21 protein-coding genes and 1 tRNA gene are annotated in these 24,700 nt (G+C 56.3%); 14 read left to right on the forward strand and 8 right to left on the reverse strand.

The features are described 5' to 3' along the window. Position 1: 1 nt before the first annotated feature. Positions 2–439, reverse strand: coding sequence for a YceD family protein (locus M5M_RS03645; protein ID WP_244431057.1), 438 nt, complete (start codon positions 437–439; stop codon positions 2–4). A gap of 292 nt (positions 440–731) precedes the next feature. On the opposite strand from M5M_RS03645, the gene M5M_RS03650 reads away from it, so the two are divergent. Then, a complete protein-coding gene (locus M5M_RS03650) occupies positions 732–1,337 on the forward strand; it encodes a Maf family protein (RefSeq protein ID WP_015046118.1) in 606 nt (201 codons plus the stop codon). On the opposite strand, the gene M5M_RS03655 is transcribed toward M5M_RS03650, so the two are convergent. Next, positions 1,297–1,953, reverse strand: a complete 657-nt coding sequence (locus M5M_RS03655) for an HAD-IA family hydrolase (RefSeq protein WP_015046119.1) — start codon at positions 1,951–1,953, stop codon at positions 1,297–1,299. The two genes, M5M_RS03650 and M5M_RS03655, sit on opposite strands and share 41 nt — an antisense overlap. After that, complete coding sequence (gene rluC, locus M5M_RS03660; protein WP_015046120.1) at positions 1,944–2,909, reverse strand: 23S rRNA pseudouridine(955/2504/2580) synthase RluC; 966 nt, start codon at positions 2,907–2,909, stop codon at positions 1,944–1,946. The genes M5M_RS03655 and rluC overlap by 10 nt, the downstream gene beginning before the upstream one ends. A 678-nt stretch (positions 2,910–3,587) precedes the next feature. On the opposite strand from rluC, the gene M5M_RS03665 reads away from it, so the two are divergent. The 7 genes from M5M_RS03665 to M5M_RS03695 all read left to right on the forward strand — a co-directional run bounded on the left by M5M_RS03665 (position 3,588) and on the right by M5M_RS03695 (position 8,932). After that, positions 3,588–6,401, forward strand: a complete 2,814-nt coding sequence (locus M5M_RS03665; RefSeq protein WP_024330234.1) for an Rne/Rng family ribonuclease — start codon at positions 3,588–3,590, stop codon at positions 6,399–6,401. Between the two features lie 246 nt (positions 6,402–6,647). Then, a tRNA-Ser gene (locus M5M_RS03670) sits at positions 6,648–6,735 on the forward strand. A 149-nt stretch (positions 6,736–6,884) separates the two neighbouring features. Then, the gene (locus M5M_RS03675; RefSeq protein WP_015046123.1) at positions 6,885–7,547 is read left to right on the forward strand and encodes a Bax inhibitor-1/YccA family protein; all 663 of its coding nucleotides are present in this window, start codon (positions 6,885–6,887) and stop codon (positions 7,545–7,547) included. 58 nt (positions 7,548–7,605) lie between these two features. Continuing rightward, entirely contained in the window at positions 7,606–7,992 is a 387-nt protein-coding gene (gene tusD, locus M5M_RS03680; protein WP_015046124.1) for a sulfurtransferase complex subunit TusD, read from the forward strand. A gap of 4 nt (positions 7,993–7,996) precedes the next feature. Then, positions 7,997–8,344: a DsrE family protein gene (locus M5M_RS03685; RefSeq protein ID WP_016389209.1), complete on the forward strand. Its 348-nt coding sequence runs from the start codon at positions 7,997–7,999 to the stop codon at positions 8,342–8,344. A gap of 1 nt (position 8,345) precedes the next feature. Beyond that, positions 8,346–8,618, forward strand: coding sequence for a hypothetical protein (locus tag M5M_RS03690; RefSeq protein ID WP_015046126.1), 273 nt, complete (start codon positions 8,346–8,348; stop codon positions 8,616–8,618). Beyond that, a complete protein-coding gene (locus tag M5M_RS03695; protein WP_015046127.1) occupies positions 8,618–8,932 on the forward strand; it encodes a TusE/DsrC/DsvC family sulfur relay protein in 315 nt (104 codons plus the stop codon). The genes M5M_RS03690 and M5M_RS03695 overlap by 1 nt, the downstream gene beginning before the upstream one ends. Positions 8,933–8,951: 19 nt before the next feature. On the opposite strand, the gene M5M_RS03700 is transcribed toward M5M_RS03695, so the two are convergent. After that, complete coding sequence (locus M5M_RS03700; protein WP_015046128.1) at positions 8,952–9,359, reverse strand: secondary thiamine-phosphate synthase enzyme YjbQ; 408 nt, start codon at positions 9,357–9,359, stop codon at positions 8,952–8,954. 73 nt (positions 9,360–9,432) lie between these two features. Here M5M_RS03700 and trmA point away from each other — a divergent pair, with 73 nt between their 5' ends. Next, entirely contained in the window at positions 9,433–10,524 is a 1,092-nt protein-coding gene (gene trmA, locus M5M_RS03705; RefSeq protein WP_015046129.1) for a tRNA (uridine(54)-C5)-methyltransferase TrmA, read from the forward strand. Here the strand turns inward: trmA and M5M_RS03710 are convergent. Continuing rightward, complete coding sequence (locus tag M5M_RS03710) at positions 10,508–10,963, reverse strand: DUF2489 domain-containing protein (protein ID WP_015046130.1); 456 nt, start codon at positions 10,961–10,963, stop codon at positions 10,508–10,510. The genes trmA and M5M_RS03710 overlap by 17 nt on opposite strands. After that, a complete protein-coding gene (locus M5M_RS03715) occupies positions 10,960–12,498 on the reverse strand; it encodes a DNA recombination protein RmuC (RefSeq protein WP_015046131.1) in 1,539 nt (512 codons plus the stop codon). The genes M5M_RS03710 and M5M_RS03715 overlap by 4 nt, the downstream gene beginning before the upstream one ends. A 103-nt stretch (positions 12,499–12,601) precedes the next feature. On the opposite strand from M5M_RS03715, the gene M5M_RS03720 reads away from it, so the two are divergent. Together M5M_RS03720 and M5M_RS03725 are read left to right on the forward strand one after the other, a co-directional pair. Then, positions 12,602–13,039: a tetratricopeptide repeat protein gene (locus M5M_RS03720; RefSeq protein WP_162141152.1), complete on the forward strand. Its 438-nt coding sequence runs from the start codon at positions 12,602–12,604 to the stop codon at positions 13,037–13,039. Positions 13,040–13,207: 168 nt separating this feature from the next. Beyond that, positions 13,208–13,495, forward strand: coding sequence for a hypothetical protein (locus M5M_RS03725; RefSeq protein WP_015046133.1), 288 nt, complete (start codon positions 13,208–13,210; stop codon positions 13,493–13,495). Between the two features lie 5 nt (positions 13,496–13,500). Here M5M_RS03725 and M5M_RS03730 read toward each other — a convergent pair whose 3' ends face one another. Next, on the reverse strand, positions 13,501–14,118 hold the full coding sequence (locus M5M_RS03730; RefSeq protein ID WP_015046134.1) for an NUDIX domain-containing protein: 618 nt from the start codon (positions 14,116–14,118) through the stop codon (positions 13,501–13,503). A gap of 82 nt (positions 14,119–14,200) precedes the next feature. Between M5M_RS03730 and M5M_RS03735 the strand changes: the two genes are divergently transcribed. From M5M_RS03735 to M5M_RS03745, 3 genes are all read left to right on the forward strand, one after another. Then, entirely contained in the window at positions 14,201–16,843 is a 2,643-nt protein-coding gene (locus M5M_RS03735; RefSeq protein WP_162141151.1) for a PD-(D/E)XK nuclease family protein, read from the forward strand. Further along, positions 16,840–20,301, forward strand: coding sequence for a UvrD-helicase domain-containing protein (locus tag M5M_RS03740; RefSeq protein ID WP_015046136.1), 3,462 nt, complete (start codon positions 16,840–16,842; stop codon positions 20,299–20,301). The genes M5M_RS03735 and M5M_RS03740 overlap by 4 nt, the downstream gene beginning before the upstream one ends. Before the next feature lie 133 nt (positions 20,302–20,434). Continuing rightward, positions 20,435–21,502 (forward strand): 3-deoxy-7-phosphoheptulonate synthase, encoded by a 1,068-nt coding sequence (locus tag M5M_RS03745; RefSeq protein WP_015046137.1) that lies wholly within the window; start codon positions 20,435–20,437, stop codon positions 21,500–21,502. Positions 21,503–21,571: 69 nt separating this feature from the next. On the opposite strand, the gene M5M_RS20935 is transcribed toward M5M_RS03745, so the two are convergent. Continuing rightward, positions 21,572–23,923, reverse strand: a complete 2,352-nt coding sequence (locus tag M5M_RS20935) for a pre-peptidase C-terminal domain-containing protein (RefSeq protein ID WP_015046138.1) — start codon at positions 23,921–23,923, stop codon at positions 21,572–21,574. Between the last annotated feature and the right edge of the window lie 777 nt (positions 23,924–24,700).

Genomic DNA, 24,700 nt, shown 5'->3' on the forward strand with positions numbered 1-24,700 from the left:
GTTATTTCGGCGAGCCCTTAAGTTGCTCCAGCACTTTAAACGGGTTGTTTGATGTATCTTCGCTCTGCTCCGGCTCAACTTCGCCAGCTTGCAGCATTGATGCATCGATACACTTCTCTTCGTGATAGGCCACCATTGGCAAGGCCAATAACAGCTCCTCTTCAATTGCCTGATAAAGATCCGCAACACCCTCATCAAGAATCCAGGGATCCAGACTTTTGGGCAGATTTTTTGCCTGATCTTCATTCCACACCACGGCAAGCGCGATGGGGGCAATCAATTCGTACTGCGTTGGCTGCAAGCAGCGCTGACACATCACAGACACCTCTGCTCTGGCCTCGCCCACCAGGGTTTTCGCGCCCTGCTGATCCCGGCCAAAATCGAGGTGCACCTCAATTTCCTTCGCACCACCTTCTACTGCCTCCGCCAGGCGGGGCATGTCAGTCAGCAGTACATAACCAGACAGACTAACCCCCTTCTGCGCGAATTTTCGCGGATCAACCAGCCTTGGCAGGCTCTGTTTTGAGGGGGCATCTGACATAAGCGCGCAATTCTAGGGATATGGCCTATAGCTGTCAAAGGGAAAAAACGGTTTTTTTCAGTAAAATCGGGGGTTTAAGGGCTGTTCAGGCTCATTGGCCGGGCAAATACTGCCATCCACACCCAACCCGTGTGCACAGTCCCTCAACAGCGCCTATTATAGAGCCCTTTTCCAGACCCATTAAAACTCCATGCCCAACAGTACCAACCCGCCCCTGATTCTGGCCTCCAGCTCACCCTATCGCAGGGAATTGCTGGCCCGCCTGCAACTGGCCTTCGATTGCCACAGCCCCGACATTGACGAAACACCGGAACCCGGGGAAACAGCCACCGCCCTGGCCGGCCGGTTGGCCAGGACAAAAGCCCACGCCACCGCCAAGCACTACCCCTACGCATTGATTATCGGCTCCGATCAGGTGGCAGAATGCGAGGGCCGGCTACTGGGTAAGCCGGGCGATGCCGCCACCGCTCGTGAACAATTGCAGTTTTGCCGCGGTAAATCGGTCACCTTCCACACCGGACTTTGCCTGTACAACGCCCACCAACAACGCTTTGCCTGCCAAGTGGTGGAATACCGCGTGGAATTCCTGCCTCTGAGCGACGAGCAGATTGCCTACTATATTGACGCCGAAAGCCCACTGGATTGCGCCGGGTCCTTTAAATGCGAGGGGCTGGGCACCGCCTTGTTTGTACGACACCAGGGCTCAGACCCCACGGCACTGGTGGGCTTACCGCTCATTGCTCTGTGCGCATTGCTCAGGGCCGAGGGTGTTGATCCGCTGTCAGCCAATCCCTGAGCTCGACAAACCGATCCATACACAACACTGGCTCATAGGGTCTTAGCCTGTCGATATGATGGGCGCCGTAGCTCACCGCAGCCCGATGCATGCCGATTGCGCGGGCCATCGCCATATCGTACTCGGTATCCCCTACCATCAATGCCGACCTGGGGCCTTCGCCAAAATACGCCAACAACTCCTGCAACATCAGCGGTTCAGGCTTGGAAGCCGTTTCATCGGCACAGCGCGTGGCATCAAAATAGTCCTGCCAGCCATGCGCCGCCAGCACGCGATCCAAACCACGGCGGCTTTTACCGGTTGCCACCGCCAGCCGATAGCCCTGGCGCTTGAGCTGATCCAGCACCTGCTCCACGCCAGGATAAAAAGGCGACAACTGTTCCTGATCGTCGAGAAAATCGCGGGAATACTGCTCGGTCAGCCGGCGCGTATCAGCGTCACTCAAACCGGGAAACAAGCGGGCCATGGCGACCGGTAGCGCCAACCCGATGATATCCTTCGCCGCCTCATCACCTGGCGCTTCAATGCCGAGCTTATTCGCCGCCGTCTGGATGCAGCGCACGATTTTCCCGGTCGAGTCGCTCAAGGTGCCGTCCCAATCAAATATCAGCAGCACAGGGCCTCCACAAGCTGTTGCATATCCACTGGCAAGGGCGCGATCAACGTTTGAACACTATCACTTTCCGGATGCTTGAATACCAGCTCTGCCGCGTGCAGACACAAACGTTTGAGCCCGAGCGGCTTCAGCCGGCTGTTGACGGAATCGATGCCATACTTCTCGTCCCCCAGCAGGGGGCAGCCGGCGATTCGGGCATGCACCCTTATCTGATGGGTTCGGCCGGTCACGGGCCTGGCCTGAACCAGCGTAGCGCCACGCAACACCTGAACGACAGAGAACTCTGTCCGACTTGGCTTGCCCTCATCCGACACTTTGACCAGACGATCACCATTGGGCAACTCGGTGCGCAGCAGTGGCGCATCAATGCGGCTTTTTTCCAACGGCCATTGGCCATCCACCAGCGCAAGGTAGGTCTTCAGCACACCTTTGAGCGACAGGTTCTCTGATTTTTCCCGGAATTGCGCCTGCAAATGCTTGAGCGCAGTGCGTTTTTTGGCCACCAGAATGACGCCGCTGGTCTCCCGGTCAAGCCGATGCACGAGTTCGAGAAATCGGCAATCCGGTCGCATCTGACGCAAACCTTCAATCAAGCCGAGCTGCACTCCGCTACCGCCATGCACCGCCAGCCCGGGCGGCTTGTTGACCGCCATCAGCCACTCATCTTCATAAAGAATGGCCTGCTCCAGCTTATCCGCTAACGCCGAGCCAATGGGCACCTGATCACCGGCTTGCGCCAACCGGATGGGCGGCACCCGGACCAGGTCGCCCGCTGCCAACTTATATTCCGGCTTGACCCTGCCTTTATTGACCCTTACCTCTCCTTTACGTAAAAGGCGGTATAAACGGGACTTTGGCAGCCCTTTAAGCCTTGCCAGCAGGAAGTTATCCACCCGCTGCCCGGCAAAATCCGGCTCAACGGTAAAAAATTGTACCTGGTGAAAATCCTGCATCATGCCCCTAACCCCATCTGAGGCCGCCATTCTACCCGCTCGCAGCTTGTTTTTCTTTCTAATTGAAGGGCTTAGGGAAGCTTGCTATAGTTCAGCCCGCTGGATGGGCTGGTTTCCGGGCATTGCGAGTTAGGCAAGCCTTGAGGAAATACCGCCAACCAGCCGGCAAGCCGCCGCCATCCCTGCGCGCCTGACCCCGAATGGGCAGCCGGCACGGACGCTCGGCAAGCCGATGTTACCCAATAAACGGAGAAGATTTGCCAGAGCAATTAGCCGGCAACCAACTCCACAGTGACAACGCGCGCGAACAGACGCGCTTTGTACTGGACTGAATGTTTAGAACTCACTCTCTGCCGCCAGGGATGATCGCTCACTCAGCATGCCGCAGCCAGTTGCTGCCCCGTGATGAAAGCCCCCTGTGCCGCAGCGTCAGCAACCGAACTGACAAACCATGTCTGCCAAAAAGCAGACCAATAAAAGACCTGCCGGGTTAACTCGGTACAGGAAATGAGTTTTGAAGAGAGCCGCGACAGACAATCAGGCATGCATCACATCGCACAAGGCGCGATGGGCAGGCCTGCATCTGACTGTTGCACTCTTTGCGACAGCCATTCGCTGCGCAACATAAACACAGCCAGACACAGCAAAACTGCTCGCTGCGCCCTGTAAATTAGGCACAGCATGAAAAGAATGCTCATCAACGCAACTCAACCCGAAGAGTTGCGCGTCGCGCTCGTAGACGGCCAATGGCTGTACGATCTCGACATCGAAAACCGCAATCGCGAACAGAAAAAAGCCAATATCTACAAAGGAAAAATTACCCGGATCGAGCCCAGCCTCGAAGCGGCATTTGTGGACTATGGTGCTGAACGTCACGGTTTTTTACCCCTGAAGGAAATATCCCGTGAATACTTTGGCAAATCACCCAAAGAGCTCGACGGCCGCGCAAAGATCAAAGATCTGCTGAAAGAAGGCCAGGAAGTCATTGTCCAGGTCGACAAGGAAGAACGCGGCAACAAAGGCGCCGCACTCACTACCTTTATTAGTCTGGCCGGCCGCTATCTGGTATTGATGCCAAACAACCCGCGCGCCGGTGGCATCTCGCGCCGCATTGAAGGCGAAGAACGCGCTGAACTGCGCGATGCGATCAATGGTCTGAACGTGCCCCAGGGCATGGGCATCATCGTCCGCACGGCGGGCATCGGCCGTAGCTCCGAAGAATTGCAGTGGGACCTGGACTGGCTGGTTCAACTGTGGGGCAACCTGTCAGACGCTGCATCCGGCAATAAGGCACCCGCCTTCCTGTTCCAGGAAAGTAATGTCATCATCCGCGCCATTCGCGACTACCTGCGTCAGGACGTGGGCGAAGTTATCGTGGATACACGCGAAGCCTATGACCTGGTCAGCACTTTCATCAACCAGGTAATGCCCAACTATCACAGCAAAATCAAGCTGTATGAAGACGACATTCCGTTGTTCAACCGCTATCAGGTTGAAAGCCAGATCGAAACCGCGTTTGAGCGCGAAGTGAAACTGCCTTCGGGCGGCTCCATTGTGATTGACCCCACAGAAGCCCTGGTTTCTATCGACATCAACTCCTCGCGCGCCACCAAAGGCGGCGACATCGAGGAAACCGCGCTGCAAACCAACCTGGAAGCAGCGACGGAAATCGCCCGTCAATTAAGGTTGCGCGATATCGGTGGTCTGGCTGTTATCGACTTTATCGATATGCAAAATGCCAAGAACCAGCGCGAGGTGGAAAACCGCATTCGCGAAGCACTGGAAATGGATCGCGCCCGTGTCCAGGTGGGCCGCATTTCAAAATTTGGCCTGCTGGAAATGTCCCGCCAGCGCCTGCGCCCATCCCTGGAAGAAACAATGTCCAAGGTATGCCCGCGCTGCTCTGGCCAAGGCACGATCCGCTCCACCAAATCACTGGCGCTGTCAATTTTGCGCCTGGTGGAAGAAGAAGCGCAAAAAGAGCGCAGCGCAGAAATCCGCGCCATTGTTCCGGTCAATGTTGCCACCTACTTGCTGAACGAAAAACGCAAAACCATCAGCAAAATCGAAGCGCGCAACAACATTCGCGTAACTGTTGTGCCGAAATCGGAGTTGCAAACACCGCACTTCGAAGTCCAGCGTCTGCGCGATGACGACGAAGGCACGTTCGAGACCAGTTACAAGATCCATACCCCGGCGGAAAAAACCGAAACCGATAACGACATGCAACCGGCCAAGCCCCTGCCACAAGCAGCGGTACAATTGGTTGCGCCGTCTCAACCAGCACCGGCCCCGGCGCCTAAACCCGGCCTGATTGCCCAGTGGATTGCGGCCATCATCGCCCTGTTTACACCCAAGCCAAAACCCAAAAAGACCAAAGCCCGGGATAACGACCGTCGTCGCCAGGGCCGTGGCCGCAACACCAACAATCGCCGTCGCGGTCGTAACAAAGGCGACCAAGAGACCGAAAACAAAAACGACAATAAAACCGACGCCAAGTCCGACAAGCCACGCAACAATCGCAACGACGATAGCGACGGCAATCAGGATGAACAGCGCGGTCGCCGTCGTCGTCGTCGCCGTCGTAACAACGACAATGACAACGCAGAGAGCAACAATCAGGAGAGCAACAACCAGGAACAATCGGTCGCTGCCAACGAAAACGAAGCTGACGACAACAACGGCAACTCGGAAGACAAGCCGCAGCGTCGCCCCAGCTCCCGTCGTGGACGCAATCAGGAGCGCCGTCGTGGCCGCCGCTCGGATCAGGTGGAGCAATTTGAGCAGCAATCCGATGATGAAATTTCGTCGGAGTCTACCGCCAGCACCGAGTCGCCTGTAAGAGAAACGCAGGAGAATAGCGAGCCACAGGAAAATCGCCGCCGCAATCGTCGAACGCCTAAACAGGAAAAACCTGACAACGGCGAAAGCAACGACACGGCAGAGCCGAAATCTGAAACCGCATCAACAGAAGAACGCAAGCCTGAACCGGCAACCCGCGAAGTATCACCTGAAGCGGAAGTAGTGCAGACTACGCCAGCAGAGCCGGTCGCCGCGATCGACGCAGCAGAGACCGAACCTGCCGCCAAGGCCCCTCTTACCGGGGAAGCTGAAGCAAAAGAAGTGATCGAAACACAGCCGCAGGCAACGCAAACCGCCGCTGCTACCGAACCGGACACTCAGCAATCCGCCGAGCAAACCGACGGTGACGCCAGGGTGGAATCTGCAGATGACAACACTGTCGTCCAACAGGACGAGGTTGACGCAGCAGAGACTGTTGAAGCAACCCCGGAAGCGCAACCTGCAAGTTATAGCCGTGCAACTAATGATCCGCGCGCTAACCCAAAACCGGTAAGCAGCGTGCAGATCACCACCGAGACACGCCCCAAATCCGGTGCCCGACCGCTCAACACGGCGCTGCCTGCTGCAGTTGAACGCACACCACGCGACTTGAGCCGCCCGGCCAACGATCCGCGTAACAAACGCCAGGCTTAAAACACCTGACTTGCTGAAAAGACCGGCCTTGAGCCGGTCTTTTTTTGTTTGCTCAAACACTACATTCATAACCCGGTATGGGCCGACGGATGAGCCAGCCAGCGGATTCAAGGCACCGCGCTGCGCTTTTTTCAGCCATACAGCGCGACGATTGATCAGTCTGCGAGTAAAGGGATTTTTTTCATAAAAAATAAATACTTACCGCTTGCCAACTGGCCGGCGGCCTGTATAATCTGCGCCTGCTACGGAAGGGTGGCAGAGTGGTCGAATGCACCGGTCTTGAAAACCGGCGATGTGCGAGCATCCGTGGGTTCAAATCCCACCCCTTCCGCCACTTCCCCCCCCTCGTATTACCAACCACCCCATTGATGCTTTTGGCTTGAAATTCAGCCGCTTAGCCCCAATTTACTCGCTAAATACCTTGCAAACGCCTGCGGCCTTTGTAAGATTGTGCTCATCAACTTGCCTTTCACGGAGATGACCATGCAAGAGCTTTACAACCAAACTGCGACGGCAGAAGCCCAGAGTGCAGAAGTCAGCAAAGTCCTGCGCAACACCTACATGTTGCTGGGTATGACCTTTGCTTTCAGCGCATTGATGGCCGTTGTGGCAATCGCACTGAGCGTGCCCTACCTGGGCTTGTGGATGTTGCTGCCCTATATTGCCTTTCTCTGGTTGACCGAGAAAAACAAGAACAGCGCGATGGGTCTCGTTTGGGTCTTCGCATTGACCGGCTGGCTGGGCTTTACCGCGGGCCCCATCGTGGGCATGGTATCCGCTACCGCGGGCATTCAACCTGTGCTGATGGCACTGGGCGGCACCGCGCTGATTTTCTTCGGTCTGTCCGGCTATGTACTGACCACCCGTAAAGACCTGTCCTTCATGGGCGGCTTCCTGATGGTGGGCTTACTGGTAGCGTTTGTGGCCGGTATCGCCAATGTGTTCCTGAATATCTCCGGCATGCACCTGGCTGTTTCTGCCATGTTCCTGCTACTGTCTTCCGGTGTTATTGCCTGGTACACCAGCGTAATCATTCATGGTGGCGAAACCAACTACATCTCCGCCACCGTGACCCTGTTCGTGGCGCTGTACAATATTTTCATGAGCTTGCTGAGCCTGATCATGAGCTTCGGCGGTGATGACTAACCCCCGCCGTTGATGATAAAAAGCCCCTGACGGGGCTTTTTTTATTTACACTGCAACTATGAAATACGCTCTGCTCATCAACGCATCACCATTCGGCCCGGGTCAACGCGCTGCGCTGGCTTTTGCACAAGCACTGCACCGCCGTGGACACAGCCTGACCCGCGTGTTTTTCTACGGCGAAGGCGTGCTGACTGCCAATCGGTTGCAACAACCGCCGCAGGGCGAAGTGCAGACATACCGCCAGTGGCAGGCGCTCGCCACCACAACCGGCTGCGAACTCGTCGTCTGCATTGCCGCCGCACTCCGGCGCGGCATTGTGGATCAACGCGAGGCCGAGCGCTACGAGCTGAGCGAACATAATCTGGCCGAAGGCTTCACATTGAGTGGGCTGGGCCAGCTGGTCGAGGCCGGTGTAGAAAACGACCGGCTGATCACCTTTGGTTAACACCATGCAGAAACCCTGGCTGTTTATTTTTACCCACTCCCCGTTTGACGGCCGCCAGGCTAAAGAAGGGCTGGACGTGTTGCTCGCCACCGCGGCCTTTGATCAGCCCATTCAACTGGTGTTCTGGGGTAACGGGGTCTACCAGTTACACAAGCACAACCAGCCGGAACAATTTGGTCTGGCACCCGTGAACAAGCAATTGGCCGCGCTACCCATGTACGGAGTAGACGAGATTTACGTGGATAACAGCAAACACCCTGTAGCAGAAAGTACGTTACCGGACGCCAGAGCCCTGGACAAAGACGGGCTCCAGGCGTTGATTCAATCCGCCCTGCAAGTATTGGTATTCTGACATGAGCCGGTTACACCTTCTCAGCCGCCCCCTGCCAGAGGCCTGCGCTCAAAACTGCCTCGATGCGTGCGCAACGGGCGACAGCGTTTTACTGCTGGGGCAGGCACTGCTGTCAGACGCCTTACCACTGCCCGCGGGTGTCAATGTTTACGCCCGCCAGGAGGAGCTTGACGCTTTCGATCCGGCACTGATTAAAACGGCCTGTGAGGCGGTCACCGACGACGTTTTTGTGGCGCTCACTGAAACTCACCAAAGTGTTGTGAGCTGGTACTGATGCAACCCGCCGCACTGGATAAAGACGGTTTTTTGCGCAATCTGTCGGATTGGGATGAGGCCGTGGCACAACAACTTGCCACCTCTGAAAGCATCGAGCTATCCGCCGCCCACTGGGAAATCATCCATTGCCTGCGGAAATTCTATGCTGAATTTGAATTATCTCCCGCAATGCGCCCACTGGTGAAATACGTGGCACAGGAACTGGGCCCTGAAAAAGGCAACAGCATTTACCTCATGCGTTTATTTCCGGGCAGCCCTGCCAAGATCGCGGCCCGCATTGCCGGCCTGCCCCGGCCAGAAAACTGCCTCTGATCACTCCCTTGCAGTCGACTTAGCCACCTATATGAATCAGCACTTCACGCTGCTGGCGGCCGTGACGATGCTCCCACAAATAAACCCCCTGCCAACTGCCCAACGCCAGCTGCCCATCAACAATCGGAATCCCGATCGATACGGCCGTCAGCATTGCTTTAATGTGCGCCGGCATGTCGTCCGGCCCCTCGAGGGTATGGGTATAGAGTGGATCGTTTTCCGGTACCAACCGGTTTAACCAGGCCTCCAGATCACGCTGCGCGCTGGGGTCGTAGTTTTCCTGTATAAGCAAGCTGGCGGACGTGTGGCGAATGTAAAGGGTACACAGGCCCTGATCTGGCAAGCGGCCAGACAGCGCAGACCGGAGATTGCGGGTGATACTGTGTAAGCCCTGACCGGGGGTGGTGACGGACAGGCGTTCAATCATCGGATCATTCCTCCACTTGAGCTGCTATAATCGCGCCCACTATTTATCAGTTCAGCGCAGTATATAAAACAGCATGGCAGTCCACCTAGTCTCCCCCGAACACTACGACGATCAACTGGCCGACAAAGTCGCTACCATCGAGCGCGCGTTCGCGCCACTGGACATACCGGCCATCGAGGTTTTTGACTCCCCCAAATCGCACTATCGTCTGCGGGCAGAATTTAAAATATGGCAGGAAGACGGCAGGGCTCACTATGCCATGTATGAAAAAGGCGAATACAAAAAGCCGTATATCATCGACGGCTTCCCCGTGGGTGCTGAACGGATCAATCAACTGATGCCCCGCCTGCTGGCTGAAATCAATGCCAATGAAACGCTGCGTAAAAAGCTGTTCAGCGCCGAATTTCTGACCACTTTAAGCGGCGACGCACTCATCACCCTGCTCTACCACAAGCCCCTCGACGAACAATGGGAGCAAGCTGCCCGCGTCCTCAGAACCAGCCTGGGCGTGGATCTGATTGGCCGGTCAAGAAAGCAAAAAATTACCCTTGAGCGTGATTACGTCAACGAAACGCTGAGCGTCGACGGCAAGCCTTTTCATTACAAGCAAATCGAAGGCGGTTTCACTCAACCAAACGGGGCTGTCTGCGAAAAAATGTTGGCTTGGGCCGTGGCCGCCAGCAAAGGTTGTTCCGGCGACCTGTTAGAGCTCTATTGCGGCAACGGCAATTTCACCTTGCCACTGGCCCAAAACTTCGATCGGGTACTCGCCACAGAAATCTCCAAAACCTCTGTTGAAGCAGCATTACACAACGCGGAACTGAACCGGATTGAAAACGTTGCCATCGCCAGAATGTCGAGTGAAGAATTCACTCAGGCTATGGACAAAGTCCGTCCGTTCCGCCGCCTGGCCCACATTGACCTGGATAGCTATCACTTTTCAACCCTGTTTGTGGACCCTCCCCGGGCGGGCCTGGACCCGGATACGCTGGCCTTGGCCCAACGCTTCGAACGGATTATCTATATTTCCTGCAATCCACACACGTTACTCGACAACCTGCAGGGGTTATCAAACTCTCACAAGGTTGACCGCTTTGCGGTATTTGACCAATTCCCCTATACAGACCATTTAGAGTGCGGCGCCATCCTCAGCCGTCGGGATTAAACTGCACCAGCTCGCGGGCGGACGCCACCACGAAATCGCGGTACTTTTCTTCCGACTGCAGACGCTCCGCTTCGTAACGGCGCCGGTCCTTAGCCGCCAGATCTTTCCACGCCTGTAATCGCGGGATGTGCAAGGTTTCGTCCGCCAGCTGATAGAGACCTGCGAATTGCTGCCGGCCTTGCGACCCATACCCGAGCACATCCATGAGAGCAGTAATGCGGATAGCCGCTTCGGTGAGCGTCAACTGATCATCCACCACACCCTGTGCCAGAATGCGTATGGAACTGATGCGCTTGGCGCGTTCATCGGTCATCAAGGCTTCAAATTCAGCCAGTTTTTCTTGCTGACGTTGTTGTTGTGTGCGCACTGCCAGCAGCAAATAGACGGCATAAACCCCTAAACCAAGCACGATACCCGCGCCCACAATGACCCAAATCACGATTCAACCTCTTCGTTTTCCGTAGTTAGTTCAGACCCGGCCTGATCTTCCAGCGCCTTGATATCGTCCGCGGCTCCGAGCGCAGAATCTGTCAGCGCGCCCTTCAACTGCTTTTTGGTTTTAGCACCCAGCTTGCGGATATCCTCTACCCGTTTGATCAGGTTCCCACGACCACTGGCAAGCCGCCCCTGCGCCTTAGTGAATGCATCTTGTGAACGGTCAATGGCTTTACCCACCTCATCAAAGGCATCCAGCAACAGGCAAAACTGGTCGTACAGCCCACCGGCCTGCTGGGCGATGCGCTCGGCATTCTTGTTCTGCTTTTCGTAGCGCCAGATATTCTCAACCGTCCTGAGCGTCGCCAGCAAGGTAGTTGGACTGACCAGAATGATATGTTTGTCATAGGCCTCGCGAAACAACCCCGGCTCTTCCTGCAATGCCAACATGAACGCGGCCTCGACGGGAATAAATATAAAAATAAAATCCAGGGTGCGAACCCCTTCCAATTTCTCGTAATCCTTAAAGCTGAGCCCACTGATATGCGCGCGCATTGATTGCAGGTGTGCCTTCAGGTGGCGCTTTTTTTCCTCCGCATCGTCCGTGCTGCAATAGCGTTCGTAATCCACAAGACTGACCTTGGCATCGATGATAATGTCTTTCTGTTCAGGTAACCGGATGACCACATCCGGGTTGCGACGATTACCGGTCTCGCTCTTAAACGCCAGTTGGGTCTCATATTCCCTGCCCTTCTGCAAGCCGGATTCCTCCAACAGCCGCTCGAGCACCACCTCCCCCCAGTTGCCCTGCGCCTTGTTGTCACCCTTCAGCGCGTTGGTCAGATTAATTGCATCCTGGCTGATTTTTTGTGTTTGCTTCTGCAGCTCGGTAATTTGCCCTACCAACCGGTTGCGCTCGGCCGCTTCCTGACCGTAGACCTCATCCACACGCTTGCGGAAATCACTCAACTGCTGTTTCAGCGGGTTGAGTGTGAGTTCCAATGATTCCTTGCTACGATCACTGAATTTTTGCGATTTATCTTCAAATATCCGGTTGGCGGTATTTTCAAACTCCTGCACCAACGTCGCTTTTGCGTCAGTCAGCAACGCAATCTGTTCGGTCATGCGCAAACGCTGTTGCTCTAACGCCGTGTTCAACCGGGCATTTTCTTCCACCGTGGCCAACAACTGTTTACGGTCCGCTTGCCATTGCGTGCGTTCAGATTCCAGTTGCAGGACCTGCTGTGACTTGGAGGCCGCCTGTTCGCGGCTTTGCTGAGCAGATGCCCGCTCGGCATTGAGTTCGCTGCGCAAATCGGAGAGCTGCTGCCGGAATTCATCGCACCGCCGCTCAATCGTGAGCATTTCATGCCGCGACAAACTCAGCGCTTGCTCAGACTCGGCCAGACGCTGCATGGTTTGCTGGGTCAGTAAACTCACGCGATGACGAAAAAACAACCAGGTGATCAACCATGCGATTGCGCCGGCGCCCATGGCCACTGCCGCTAACCACTGCCACTCCAGAGGAAGAACTGCCATTCCTTTACCCTTATGAAAATACCTAATTTCAGTACGTGCCCGGCTGCAGCACAGAAAAAGATTTTGCTATCATGGCCCTACCCATCATCCACATATGGCCGATATGACAGCAATCATCGGAACATTGGACACCGCCCTGGAAAAGAAGCTTAAAGCGCTCTGTGCTCAGGGTTATTCGTTGTACGACCAGGGCGATTTCAATGCTGCTGTGCGCGCATTCTACCAAGCCTGGCTGGTGTTGCCTAAACCCCAGACACAATACCCTCAGGCCAGCTGGGTACTCACCGCACTCGCCGACGGTTATCACCGGGCCGGCAAGCCCAGACAGGCATTGGAAGCGGCCCAGTCAGCGCTGTGCTGCCCGGGCTCTGAAACCAACTTCATCGCCCTGTTGCGCAAAGGTCAGGCGCTGCTGGACCTGGGTGATACGGCAGCCGCCCGCATCGCGCTTTACAAGGTGTTCAACCAGCAAGGACAAACAGCCTTTAGCAACGAACCCCCTCGTTATCTAGAGGCCATTGATGACCTGGTAGTCTCCTGAGGCGAAGTTACAAAAGCCGGCAACCACTGACCAAAAGGTTTTAAGCAGACTTTTTCTCATGTGCTAAATTTATCGGTATAGAGAGTAAAACCCGCCACCCCCCGGGCTGGAAGGCGAGCTCCGACATTCACTACGAGATGTAATACCAGGACCTGCAGGAACATGACTATGAAATCCGTCTATACCGGTTTCTTTATCGCCGCACTTGGCTTCAGCCAGCTCAGCTTTGCATGCACGCGCCCGGATGCCCCGGAGATCCCGGATCCGGCAACTGCGGTGACGCCACAGATGATCAAGGCCAAAAACGATGTGCAAGCCTATGTGGATGCTGCCGAGAAATACCTGAAGTGCAATATCAGCACCACTCAACACAACAAAATGGTTGACGAAATGCGAGAAGTCGCCGACAAATTCAACCAGGCAGTACGGGACTATAAGGCCCGCATGGCAGGCTGAGCCCGCTAACGCGACACCCGCCAGCGCCGCAATGGATATTGCGGCGCATCTATTTCCAGCCACTGCTCCCCGCTTTCCTCCGTTAACCGGGGGCATACAACGGGTAATGGCCCTTCAGCCAACGCATACAAAACCCCCGCAACATCATGATATGCAGCCAGCCAGGCTAGTATTGCCGCCGTGGGAAACATCATTGACGAGATACAATCCCTCAGGGCTAACGCGGGTTGCGACCAGATAACATTGATCAATTCATAGCCATCTGCTTTCAGCGGTCCGTACCCCGCCACGGCCAGATAAAAACGGGTATCAAACCGTTTACTCAGAAATTCCGGCGTGTGCCATTGCCCCAGGGCAAGTAGATCATTCGCGTCGCCCTTCCAGGGGTTATCGGGCACCTCTTCTGCCAATTCACGAATGGCGGCCAGGCGATAGCCGGTTTCGCCGAGCGATCTTTCCGCTGACGTGAGGCCTCCGCCAGGAAACACCCACATGCCCGACGCCACAGGCGTGGTCAACGAGCGCCGGCCTAACAGGACCTGCAACCCCTGCGCCGAATCCTGCACCAATACGATTGCGGCAGATGCCTGTAATGGCGTTTTTTGCTCTGAAATTTCAGTCACAATGCCCCCTTCTTCGTGGCTGCAGGTTACACTCGCCGGGCCATGTTAACCAATGACAATGCAAACGGAATCCGGTGACAACTTGATCAATCTAGGCCCCTTATTTCCATCGCTTTCGTCCGACACTCTGATACTGACCCCGAATAACCGGCTCAAACTGAAAATCTGTGCGGCATGGGGCGAGCAGCAGGCAAACACCGTCTGGCACCAACCTGAGGTACAGAGCCTGGACGAATGGCTGGCCCAAAACGTCGACCAGCAGGCGCGCCTCAACCCCGAGTGGCCACTGGCACATAAAGTTCCTGCCTCTGCGCCAGTAAGACGGCGTTTGTGGGCCAAAACCCTGGCCCATTTTGATGCGACCCACCCGTTGGTCCACCCCGGCAAAACCGCCGAACACCTTGATCAGGCCTACAGCTATCTGACCTTATGGCAGGTCAACGCTGCCCACTTTGAAGCTCTGGGGCTTGACCAGGAACAGCTACGGCTGGCCAGCTGGATTGAGCATTTTCAGGCGCAAATGGACTCACTCGGGCTATACACCCTCGAACAGTCATGGGTTGCTTTGTTGGAACAAGGCCAGGCGGGCCAGTCGTTACCCGATGTGGTGCTTGTGAATGCGGAAACTGTCAGCCCTTTACATCAGTGCTTGCTGGACAGGTTCAGCCGCCAATGGCGAATATTGCACACCAACGATAAGGCCGCCGCACGCATTGAGCGTCAACCGTGCATCGACCGGGACACCGAGCTTGCAGCGGCAGCGCGTTGGGCGAATGACATACTGACCCGCGAACCTGGCGCCCGCGTCGCCCTCGTTGACCCCAACCTGGGTAACCGCCGTGCGCAGGTGGAACGCGCGTTAAACCGCGTCTTTGAACCGCGTGCACACCTGCCGGGCACGCCCCGCTATACGCCGCCTTACAACTTTTCTGCCGGCACCCCCTTGTCCAGCCTGCCAGCGATTCACACCGCGTTATTGGCACTTGGCTGGCACCGGGACATCAGCCTGGACCAGGCCACCCAATGGTTGCTGTCGCCCTTTGTTGGCTGGCCCGGTGACCAGCCACTGCGGCATTGGCTGGCAAGTTGGCTACGCCAGCGCCAAACCGACACGGTCAGCCGCGCCCTGATCGCCCAAGGGCTATCGCTGGCGGGTCAACAGCCCCAATTTGAATCCTCGGCCCACCCCATTGCGCAATGGCAGGCATGGATGAACGGCAATTTTGGGGTAGCCACCTCCGGCGCCAACTGGGGTGCGCGCTTTCTTCAAAGCCTGCAGGCCTGCAACTGGCCAGGTCCGCGCCCGCTCGATTCGGAAGAGCATCAACAAGTGGCCCAGTTTTACCAACTCATGGAGCGGCTCCGTGAGGCTGATTGGCTGGGACAGCATTTATCGCTGAGCGATGCCCTTGGCTGGCTGACGGAGCTGGCCAGCCGACACCCGTTTCAGCCACAGACACCGGAGTCGCCGGTACAGGTTTTGGGCGTATTGGAATCGACCGGATTGCATTTCGACTACGTGTGGATCATGGGGATGGACGATCATCAATGGCCACCCGCACCTGCGCCTAACCCTTTGTTGCCAGCGACACTTCAGCGTCATTTGGGCATGCCGCATGCCAGCGCAGAGCGCGAGCTGCAGTATTGCCAGTCCATCACCCGGCAATTCACCTGCAGCGCCCGACACGCGGTGGTATTCAGCCACCCATTGCGCGATGGCGACCGGGAGCTTGCCCCCAGTCCCCTGATTGCCGCGCTGCACGAGAAAGAAACCATCTCGCCCGAACCCGTGCAATGGCAGCCGGCGGCATTGGAATGGCTGAGCACCCTGTGCGCGCCGCCTGTCAGCGCAGAGGAGTTAGCACAACTGCGCGGTGGCGCTGCGCTGCTGCAGAAACAATCACGTTGCCCGCTGGCGGCGTTTTTTGAAATACGCCTGGGCGCGCGCCGGCCCGATCCCCACAATCCCGGGCTAAATCCTTTGGATCGGGGCAATTTACTGCATCAGGCCCTGTACTATTTCTGGCTCGAAAAACCGGCACTATCTTCCATCACTGCAGAGGAACAGGACCAACGGATCAATGCCGCCATCGACAAAGCCATTGCCGAGGCTATGCCTGCCAATCGCCAGCGTCTGTATCAAATTGAACGAGGTCGGATTCGTTTACTGCTGCAACAATGGTTGGAAATTGAACGCCAACGGCCGCCTTTCTCGATTCAGGCGCTGGAACAGGCACAAGAAATCAAACTGGGGCCTTTGCCCTTAAAGCTGCGCATCGATCGCATCGATCAGGTGAACGGTCAATGGCTGCTAATCGACTACAAAAGTGGCAGCACCAATACCCGACACTGGTTGGCACAGCCGGAAGAGCCCCAGCTACCCCTCTACGCCATTGCACTGGCTGATCAGGGCAAACCCGTGGCTGCTATTGCATTTGCCGAGCTGCGGCAAAAAAATCAAGTACTGAACGGGCTCGGCGCCAGCTTACCCGAAGGGGAAATCGCACCGGGCATTGCCAGCGTCAATGAAAAAACCGCTGGCGCGGCAGACTGGTCGGCACTATTGGATCACTGGCGCCAAAGCCTCTTGGATCTTGCACTCGCGTTGACAGAGGGCGATACGCAACACACCTACAGCAGCCAGCAAAGCAAGGATTACCTCAACCACCTGCAACCCCTGCTGCGGGATGCGGAACAGGCCACAATGGCACAGGAGGCGCCATGACCCTGCCCGTTGATCATTCTGCCCGCGAGCGGGCGCTGGACCCCACCTGCTCCTTCGCCGTGTCGGCACCCGCCGGTTCCGGTAAAACCGGACTGTTGACCCAACGCCTGCTCCGCTTGCTGGTCACGTGTGAGGCACCCGAAGAAGTGCTGGCCATTACCTTTACCCGGAAAGCCGCCGGTGAAATGCGTGACAGGATACTGTTAGCGCTGCGCGAGGCCGCCACCAAAGATTGCCCTACCGATCCCCACGCGGCCGTTACCTGGCGCCTCGCACGGGCGGTGCTGGCACACAATGAAGAAAAACAATGGGCGCTGTTGGATAACCCCAACCGCCTGCGACTGCTCACCATCGATGGCTTATGCCGACAACTGGCGCGCCAACTGCCGTTTGAATCGGGCCTTGGCAGCGTGCCAGAGCCGGTAGAGCAACCCACCCCGCTTTACCGCCGCGCGGTGCGGGCCGTATTCGCTCTGTTGGAAAGCGACCATCCGCTTGCCGATGACCTGGCGTTGATTCTGGCCGAGTTAGACAACCGCTACGACACCTTTGAAAATCTATTGATCAATTTGCTTGCCAATCGCGACCAATGGCTCGCCCTGGCCCTGGCCAGTGGCCAACCGGAAGCGCGGGAAGAATTGGAGGCAACGCTTAAAACGCTGATCTTTAACAATCTGATGGCGATATACGAGGTCTTTTCCGAAGACCAGGCCACCCTGACCTGGCTGGCTCAATACGCTGGCGCGAATTTAACCGCAGACGGCAAAACATCGCCGCTCACGGCGCTGTCAACCACACTGCCATGTCCTTCACCCGACGAGGCAGATTTACGCCTGTGCTGCAGGCACTATTGCGCGCTGGCAGACCTGTTCCTGACCAATTCCAACACCTGGCGCAAACAGGTCAACAAAAACAACGGTTTTCCGCCGGCGCGACTCCCCGAGGTTTCGAAAAAAGACGCGAAAGCGGCGAAAGACACGCTGAGTGGGCTGATTGCACGCTACGCGGAACGCGACGGCTTGCTGGCTCTGCTGCAGACCTTGCGCCAGCTACCGGCTCCCGCTTACGACGAAAATCAATGGGCGCTGCTCAGCGCGCTCAGCCGCCTGCTGCCACGGCTGGTGGCAGAATTAACGTTGGTGTTTGCATCCGAAGGCGCCGCTGATTTCATCGACACTACCCAGGCGGCCTTGCGCGCGCTGGGCCAGTTTGACCAACCCACCGATCTGGCGCTGCGGCTCGACTACCAGATCCGTCACCTGCTGATCGACGAATTCCAGGACACCTCCGCACCCCAGCGCACGCTGGTCGAGCACCTGACGGCGGGCTGGCAACCCGGCGATGGACGCACCCTGTTTATCGTCGGCGATGGCATGCAATCCTGTTACGGATTCCGCAATGCCAACGTGGGCATTTTTCTGCAGGCGCGGCAGGGCGGCATCGGCGACGTGGCGTTGGAGCCCCTCGATCTGACCGTAAACTTCCGCAGCCAGGCCGGTATTGTCGATTGGGTCAACCACACCTTTTCCCAGGCCTTCCCGTCCCGGGATGATATCGCCCGGGGGGCGGTCGCCTACTTACCAAGTCAGGCAGCCAAGCCAGCGCTTGAAAACCGCGCGGTACGCACGACCCTGATCAGTGCAGACAACGATGACGACAGCCACGCCCTGCACGAGGCCGAAGCCAATGCGGTGCTTGAGCGCATCAAACAGCTCAAGCGAGAGGCGCCCACCGAATCCATCGCACTGTTAGCGCGAAACCGCCCACATTTGCGCGCCACCCTGCGCTTGCTCGACCAACACGGCATCCGCTACCAGGCGGCCGAGCTGGATAAGCTGGCGGACCGGATGGCAGTACAGGATCTGGTCAGTCTGTTGCGCGCCCTGCTCGATCCCACCGATCGCATCAGCTGGCTGGCAATACTGCGGGCGCCCTGGTGCGGGCTTGGCAATGATGCACTCCTGCAGCTGGTGCGCCTGCCGGCACACACGCAGTTAGCCGATGGCTGGCCCTCCATCCCGTTGTCGCTGCGCGAACCGTCCCTGCTCGAGTCCTTGCCGGCAGAGACCGCCAGCCGGTTGGCGAGGTTGCTGGATTGTGTGGGGCAAACCCTGGACCAATGGGGCCGGCGCCCCTTGCGCGATGCGCTCGAGGGTTGCTGGCAACAATTGGGCGGCCCACAAACCCTGCGCAGTGCTGCCGACCTCACTAACTGTCAACGCCTGCTCACCCTGGTGGAAGCCCACACAGACGGCGCCGGCATCCGCGATTGGGCTGCATTTGAGGAAGCTATCGAACAGCTCTACGCCGCCCCCGATGCCCAATCCGACCCGGGATTGCAGGTGATGACCATTCACAAATCCAAAGGCCTGGAATTCGACCATGTACTCATCCCGGGCCTGCAGCGCAAGCCACGGCAGGATGAGCGCGAACTTTTGATCTGGCTCGAGCAGATTGATGAAGCGGGCCATTCACATACCTTGCTCAGCCCCATCAGTAACTTTGAGGAAAGTGCACTTTACCAATACATCCGGGAAGAGAAAAAGGCGCGCAACCGGGCCGAAGCTGTGCGCCTGTTTTATGTGGGCTGTACCCGCGCCATCCGGCAACTGCACCTGTTCGCCTGCGTAAAAGCCAAGGACGGCGAACTGCAACCACCACCGACAGAGAGTCTGCTGGCCCCCGTTTGGGAAAGCCTGAAACAGGAAGCGTTGGTGCAGCAGGCTTCAAAGGTAAGCGCAGATCAGTCTGGCCTGCCCCGGCTTCAGGGCACCAATACCATCGCCCGCCTGGGCGATGAATGGCGCTTCAGCCTGCCCGCGGAAAATCCGCTGCTAGCGCAATACCGCGGTCGATATGGCCAGGTCAGCTCAGATCCGCAAGAACACAACCGCATTGTTCAGGATGCGCTCAACCGACCCGAGGCCAGCCTCTATGAGGCCGATGCCCGTTGCCTGGGCACTGAATTGCACCGGATCATTGAACATTGCATTCAAACCAATTCCTTGCCAACACCCGACTTTCTGACCCGGCTGGCGCCCCTGAGCCAGGCCCGTCTGCGTGCCCTGTGCCACAGCCAACCTCACTTTGCCTGGCAGCACATCGAGCAAGCGCTCCTGACCATGGCTGCGAGCGAAACCGGGCGCTGGCTGCTCGATGGCAGCCATGCCCAATCCGCCACCGAACTCGCAATCTGGTCGCGCCCGCGGGCAGCCGGCCTGTCGCCCCGGCAGTTCATTATCGACCGGACCTTCGTGGACAAGGGCGTGCGCTGGGTGGTGGATTTCAAATCTGCCACCCCTGGCGAAGCGCAAACGCAGACGGATTTTCTGACCGAACAACGCGAACGCTATCAGGGACAGTTGGCCAACTATGCCCGGCTGATGTCTGAACTGGGCCCGGAGCCCGTCAAGAGCGCGCTCTACTTCCCCTTTTTGGACGCGTTTTTCCCGCTTTAGCGACACAAAATCACCCGACAAGGGCAGACTTTTGTCTTTTATGCCAAAAGTCTGCCCGCTCACCCTAAAAACTCGCTAGAATGACCGGCCCAAAATCCGCCAACGGCGTGAAACAAACCAGAGATTGAGTTCCATGACTAACCGTGCAGTAGACGATTTAAACGTAGTTTCGCAGGAAGTCCTGATAACCCCGGACGCCCTCAAAGCCGAACTGCCCATTACCGACGCAGCCCTGAAAGCAGTGACCGAAGGTCGCCAGACCATCCGCAACATCCTGGACCGCAAGGATCACCGGGTATTTGTGGTGGTGGGCCCCTGCTCCATCCACGATGTGGACGCCGCGCTGGACTATGCGCGTCGCCTGAAAGTGCTGGCCGAAGAGCTGTCGGACACCCTGTATATCGTCATGCGCGTTTATTTTGAAAAGCCCCGCACCACCGTGGGCTGGAAAGGCCTTATCAACGATCCTTACCTGAACGACTCGTTTAAGATTCAGGAAGGTCTGCACATCGGCCGCAAGCTGTTGCTGGACGTGGCAGAAATCGGTCTGCCCACTGCTACCGAGGCGCTGGACCCTATCTCCCCCCAGTACCTGCAGGATCTGATCAGCTGGTCCGCCATCGGTGCCCGCACCACCGAATCGCAAACCCATCGCGAGATGGCATCGGGCCTGTCTTCAGCCGTGGGATTCAAAAACGGCACCGACGGCTCATTGACCGTGGCGATCAATGCGCTGCAGTCTGTTGCTAACCCGCATCGTTTCCTGGGTATCAACGAACAAGGTGAAGTATCCATTATCCACACGGCCGGCAACGCCTATGGTCATGTGGTGTTGCGTGGCGGCAACGACAAACCCAACTACGATTCCGTCAGCGTGGCCATGTGTGAAAAAGAGTTGGAATCGTCCAAGATCCCCGCCAACATCATGGTGGACTGCTCCCATGCCAACTCCAACAAAAAGCACGATCTGCAGCCTTTGGTGCTGGATAACATTGCCAATCAGATTGTTGAAGGTAACAAGTCCATCATTGGCGTGATGATTGAATCCAATATTGGTGCCGGCAACCAGAAAATGACCGCCAATAAAGCGGATTTACAGTACGGCGTTTCCATTACCGATGCCTGTATTGACTGGGCTACCACAGAAAAATGTTTGCGCAGCATGCGCGACAAACTGAAGACAGTATTGCCTAATCGCTGATTTCAATATCCCATAAAAAAAGCCGGCAGATCACTCTGCCGGCTTTTTTATTGCGCGCTGGTCAGCGACTTATTGCCAATCCAGGTTCAGAGAAACACCGGAGTAAGCACGGTAGCCATAAATGCTGATGTGCCAGGTACCTGCAGTCGGGTTGTTCATGACACACGACTCGGCATTTCCACTCTTGTACGGACGGCAATCGTACGCACTTGATGTGGGTTGAGCACCATAACGCACGTACATGTCAGCATCACCTGTTCCGCCAGCCATGTTGATATTCAACACGCTCATGCCCGCGGGGATTTCAACGGTGTAGTGTGTCCAGGAGCGACGCGCACCTGACACGTCAGTCACTTCCGCGCTGCCCGCACCGCCGTTACCACCACCACCGCCGGTGGAATCGTCGTAGGAACCGGTCAGGCTCACACCCGAGAAGCTTGAGTAAGCGCGAACCATGACGTGGTAAGTGCCCGCCTGTACATTGGAAATGGCACAGGTTTCAGCGTTGCCGGTTTTGTAAGGACGGCAATCGTAAGTGCTGGTGGTTGGCTCTGAACCGAACCGCACGTACAGATCCGCGTCGCCCGAACCGCCGGACATGGCAAAGTTCAGATTGCTGGCACCTGCAGGCACTTCCAGTGTGTAGCGCAACTCGCCACCGGTCGCAGCGCTAAGGCCGGTTTTAGCCACGCCGTTTTCCAGCGCAGTATCACCGCCGCCACCATTGCCACCGCCGGTATCACCATCACAACCAAAGGTGGTGAGGTAATCGCTGGCCGCCTTGGCTTTTACGATACCGTTGCCGAAATACACATCGTGGCCGGCAGCACCGGAATCTTGTGCAGTCGCTTTGAGCGCGTTACGGATTTGGGTACCGGTACACGCCGGGTGGTTAGACCACACCAGTGCAGCAACACCGGCAACCGCTGGTGTCGCCATTGAGGTACCGCTCATGTAGCCGTAGTCACCGGATTCAACCGACACAGTGGCAGAACCGGAAGCCATCAACGCAGCGCGATCTTCAAACGCCGCACCAACGGCAGGAATGGAGGTCGTGTTGGTATCGCCCAGCGTACCGGACAAAGTGCCGGCCACGTTGTTCACGATAATCGCACCAATACCACCGCTGTTCTGACAGTTCTTCACTTTGTCGTGGAAAGAAATGTTGCCGCGATCAATCAGGCATACTTTTCCGCTGGCAGCGGAGTGTGTGGTTTCTGCCGTGCCCATGAAATACAGCGAACCGGACGCGGAACCCACGTTTTCAAATGCAGACGAAGAGTAGCTGATGCCATCGGCGGTCAATACCGGCAGCGTCGCACCACCTGAAGGATAAGTGGACAAGGTGTTAACGCCACCTGCAGTCACTTCCACACAGTTGGTTTTTGCCGTGTTACAGGACGGGAACTGGGAGAAATCAGCGATGACATCGTTGGCGTCGTTCGCGCCCACCATCATTACGCTGTCATAACCGGCCGGGTAAGAACGCACGCTATTGCCGTCGTTACCGGCAGCCGCGAGAACCAGACCACCATTCTGGGTGAAGTTCTTAAACGCGTTTTCTTCTGTTGTGTTGGCAGCACCACCACCGAGGCTCATGGTAATGATATTCGCACCGGCGGCGGCGCAAAGGTTTGCGGCCTGTGCCAGATCAGAGGAGTAACCCCAACCCGCATCGTTGAAAACCTTGATGATATGCATGGGCACACCAGGCGCCATACCGACTACACCAAAGCCATTGTCGACTGCACCGACAGTGCCCGCAACGTGGGTGCCGTGAGGACCGCCGTCGGCATACCAGTTGCCTGTACCTGAGTCGTTATCGCCGGTAATGCTGTTCCAATCAAAATCGTTGTTCAGTCCGCCGGTTTCACCATTGGAGCCGGCAATACCCGAGTCAATTACGCAGACTTTCTGGCCTGATTGCAGCGCCAGTTGATTTGCCTGTGACTGATACACCGCGTAGGGCGTCAGCTGCATCTGCGTAGGGTTACCAACGTCGTCATTGTAGAGCGCCATGAATTTACGTGGCACGTCTTCTTCAACGTATTCAACGCTTGGGTCCATCGCCAATTCAGCAGCAGACTGCGCAGACATTTCAGCCGCAAAGGCCGCTGCCTGTGACATTTTGAGTTTGATTTTGGCGCCTTTGGCGAGGAGCTTGTCCTTGGCCTTGGCGAGATCGCGCTCGCTGAATGAAGCAAAACCCGCGCCTGCCATTGCAGCGTTGGGGTTAGTGTTTTTGTATTTGACGATGTAACGTTTTGGCAGATGCGAGCCGTCGTTCGCAACTGCGTTTGACGCTGCATTGTTCAATGACATGGCCTGGGTTTCATTTTGCGCCGCTGCCTGCGAAGACAGAGCAACACCTAACACGCTGGCGGTAACGGCTGCCGCGATTTTTCTGACAGGGTATTTCATAGAGGTATAGTCCTACTTGAGCTTGTCTTTATAATTATTCCGGCGCGTACCTGCGCCACAAAAAACGAGCAAGCCGACCAGTCCATGGCACGCAAAAAGACCTGAATAAAAACCTTACCCACAAAATCGCACCCAAGTGGTACGATAGCCCCAATGCGTGTGTTTGTGGTTAGGCCGCAACCCTGCGTTTTTATTCCGGCTTCTCAATCGCCCTGAGCCTGAGATACATCGCGTCGATGCCACTCCTTTTTTTGCCGCTCAAATATAAGAAATTAAACCCTGACGAAAAAGCAAAATTCAGAAATTGAATATTTTTAGCATCTTTTTATAACTTAATTGGCAGCTATGATATTAGTTTCGCCCTTTAGAGCAACATAAGCGCAATTGACCGCCTAGTCTGACTAAAAAGTCTGCAACACAAGTCATAAAAAAGCATAAAACCGAAATATAATTCAAAGCACAAAAGTACAATTAATAGGACAGTTATTTTCAAAACTGATAAATATCTAATACTTTTACATCAACGTTTAGAATAAAAACCATCCACACTCTACTTTTAAACTAGCCGTAACCCTTGATTGGAAGGCAGCAAACTCAGGCCTCTTTTTGGCGCGTCCGACCACTCTTTTGCACCAGTAACAGGTAGTCCCGGGGCTACCGATCAACGCCTGCAATTCGCCACCACTTTGCCCTTTTACTCTGCACTTTTTCTCTGCCTGGCAACAAAGCACAGCAGAGATCTCAAGATTCAGTTTTTTCCTTCGCACCTGAAATCGC

The organism is Simiduia agarivorans SA1 = DSM 21679 (assembly GCF_000305785.2).
Taxonomy (GTDB): Bacteria; Pseudomonadota; Gammaproteobacteria; order Pseudomonadales; family Cellvibrionaceae; genus Simiduia; species Simiduia agarivorans.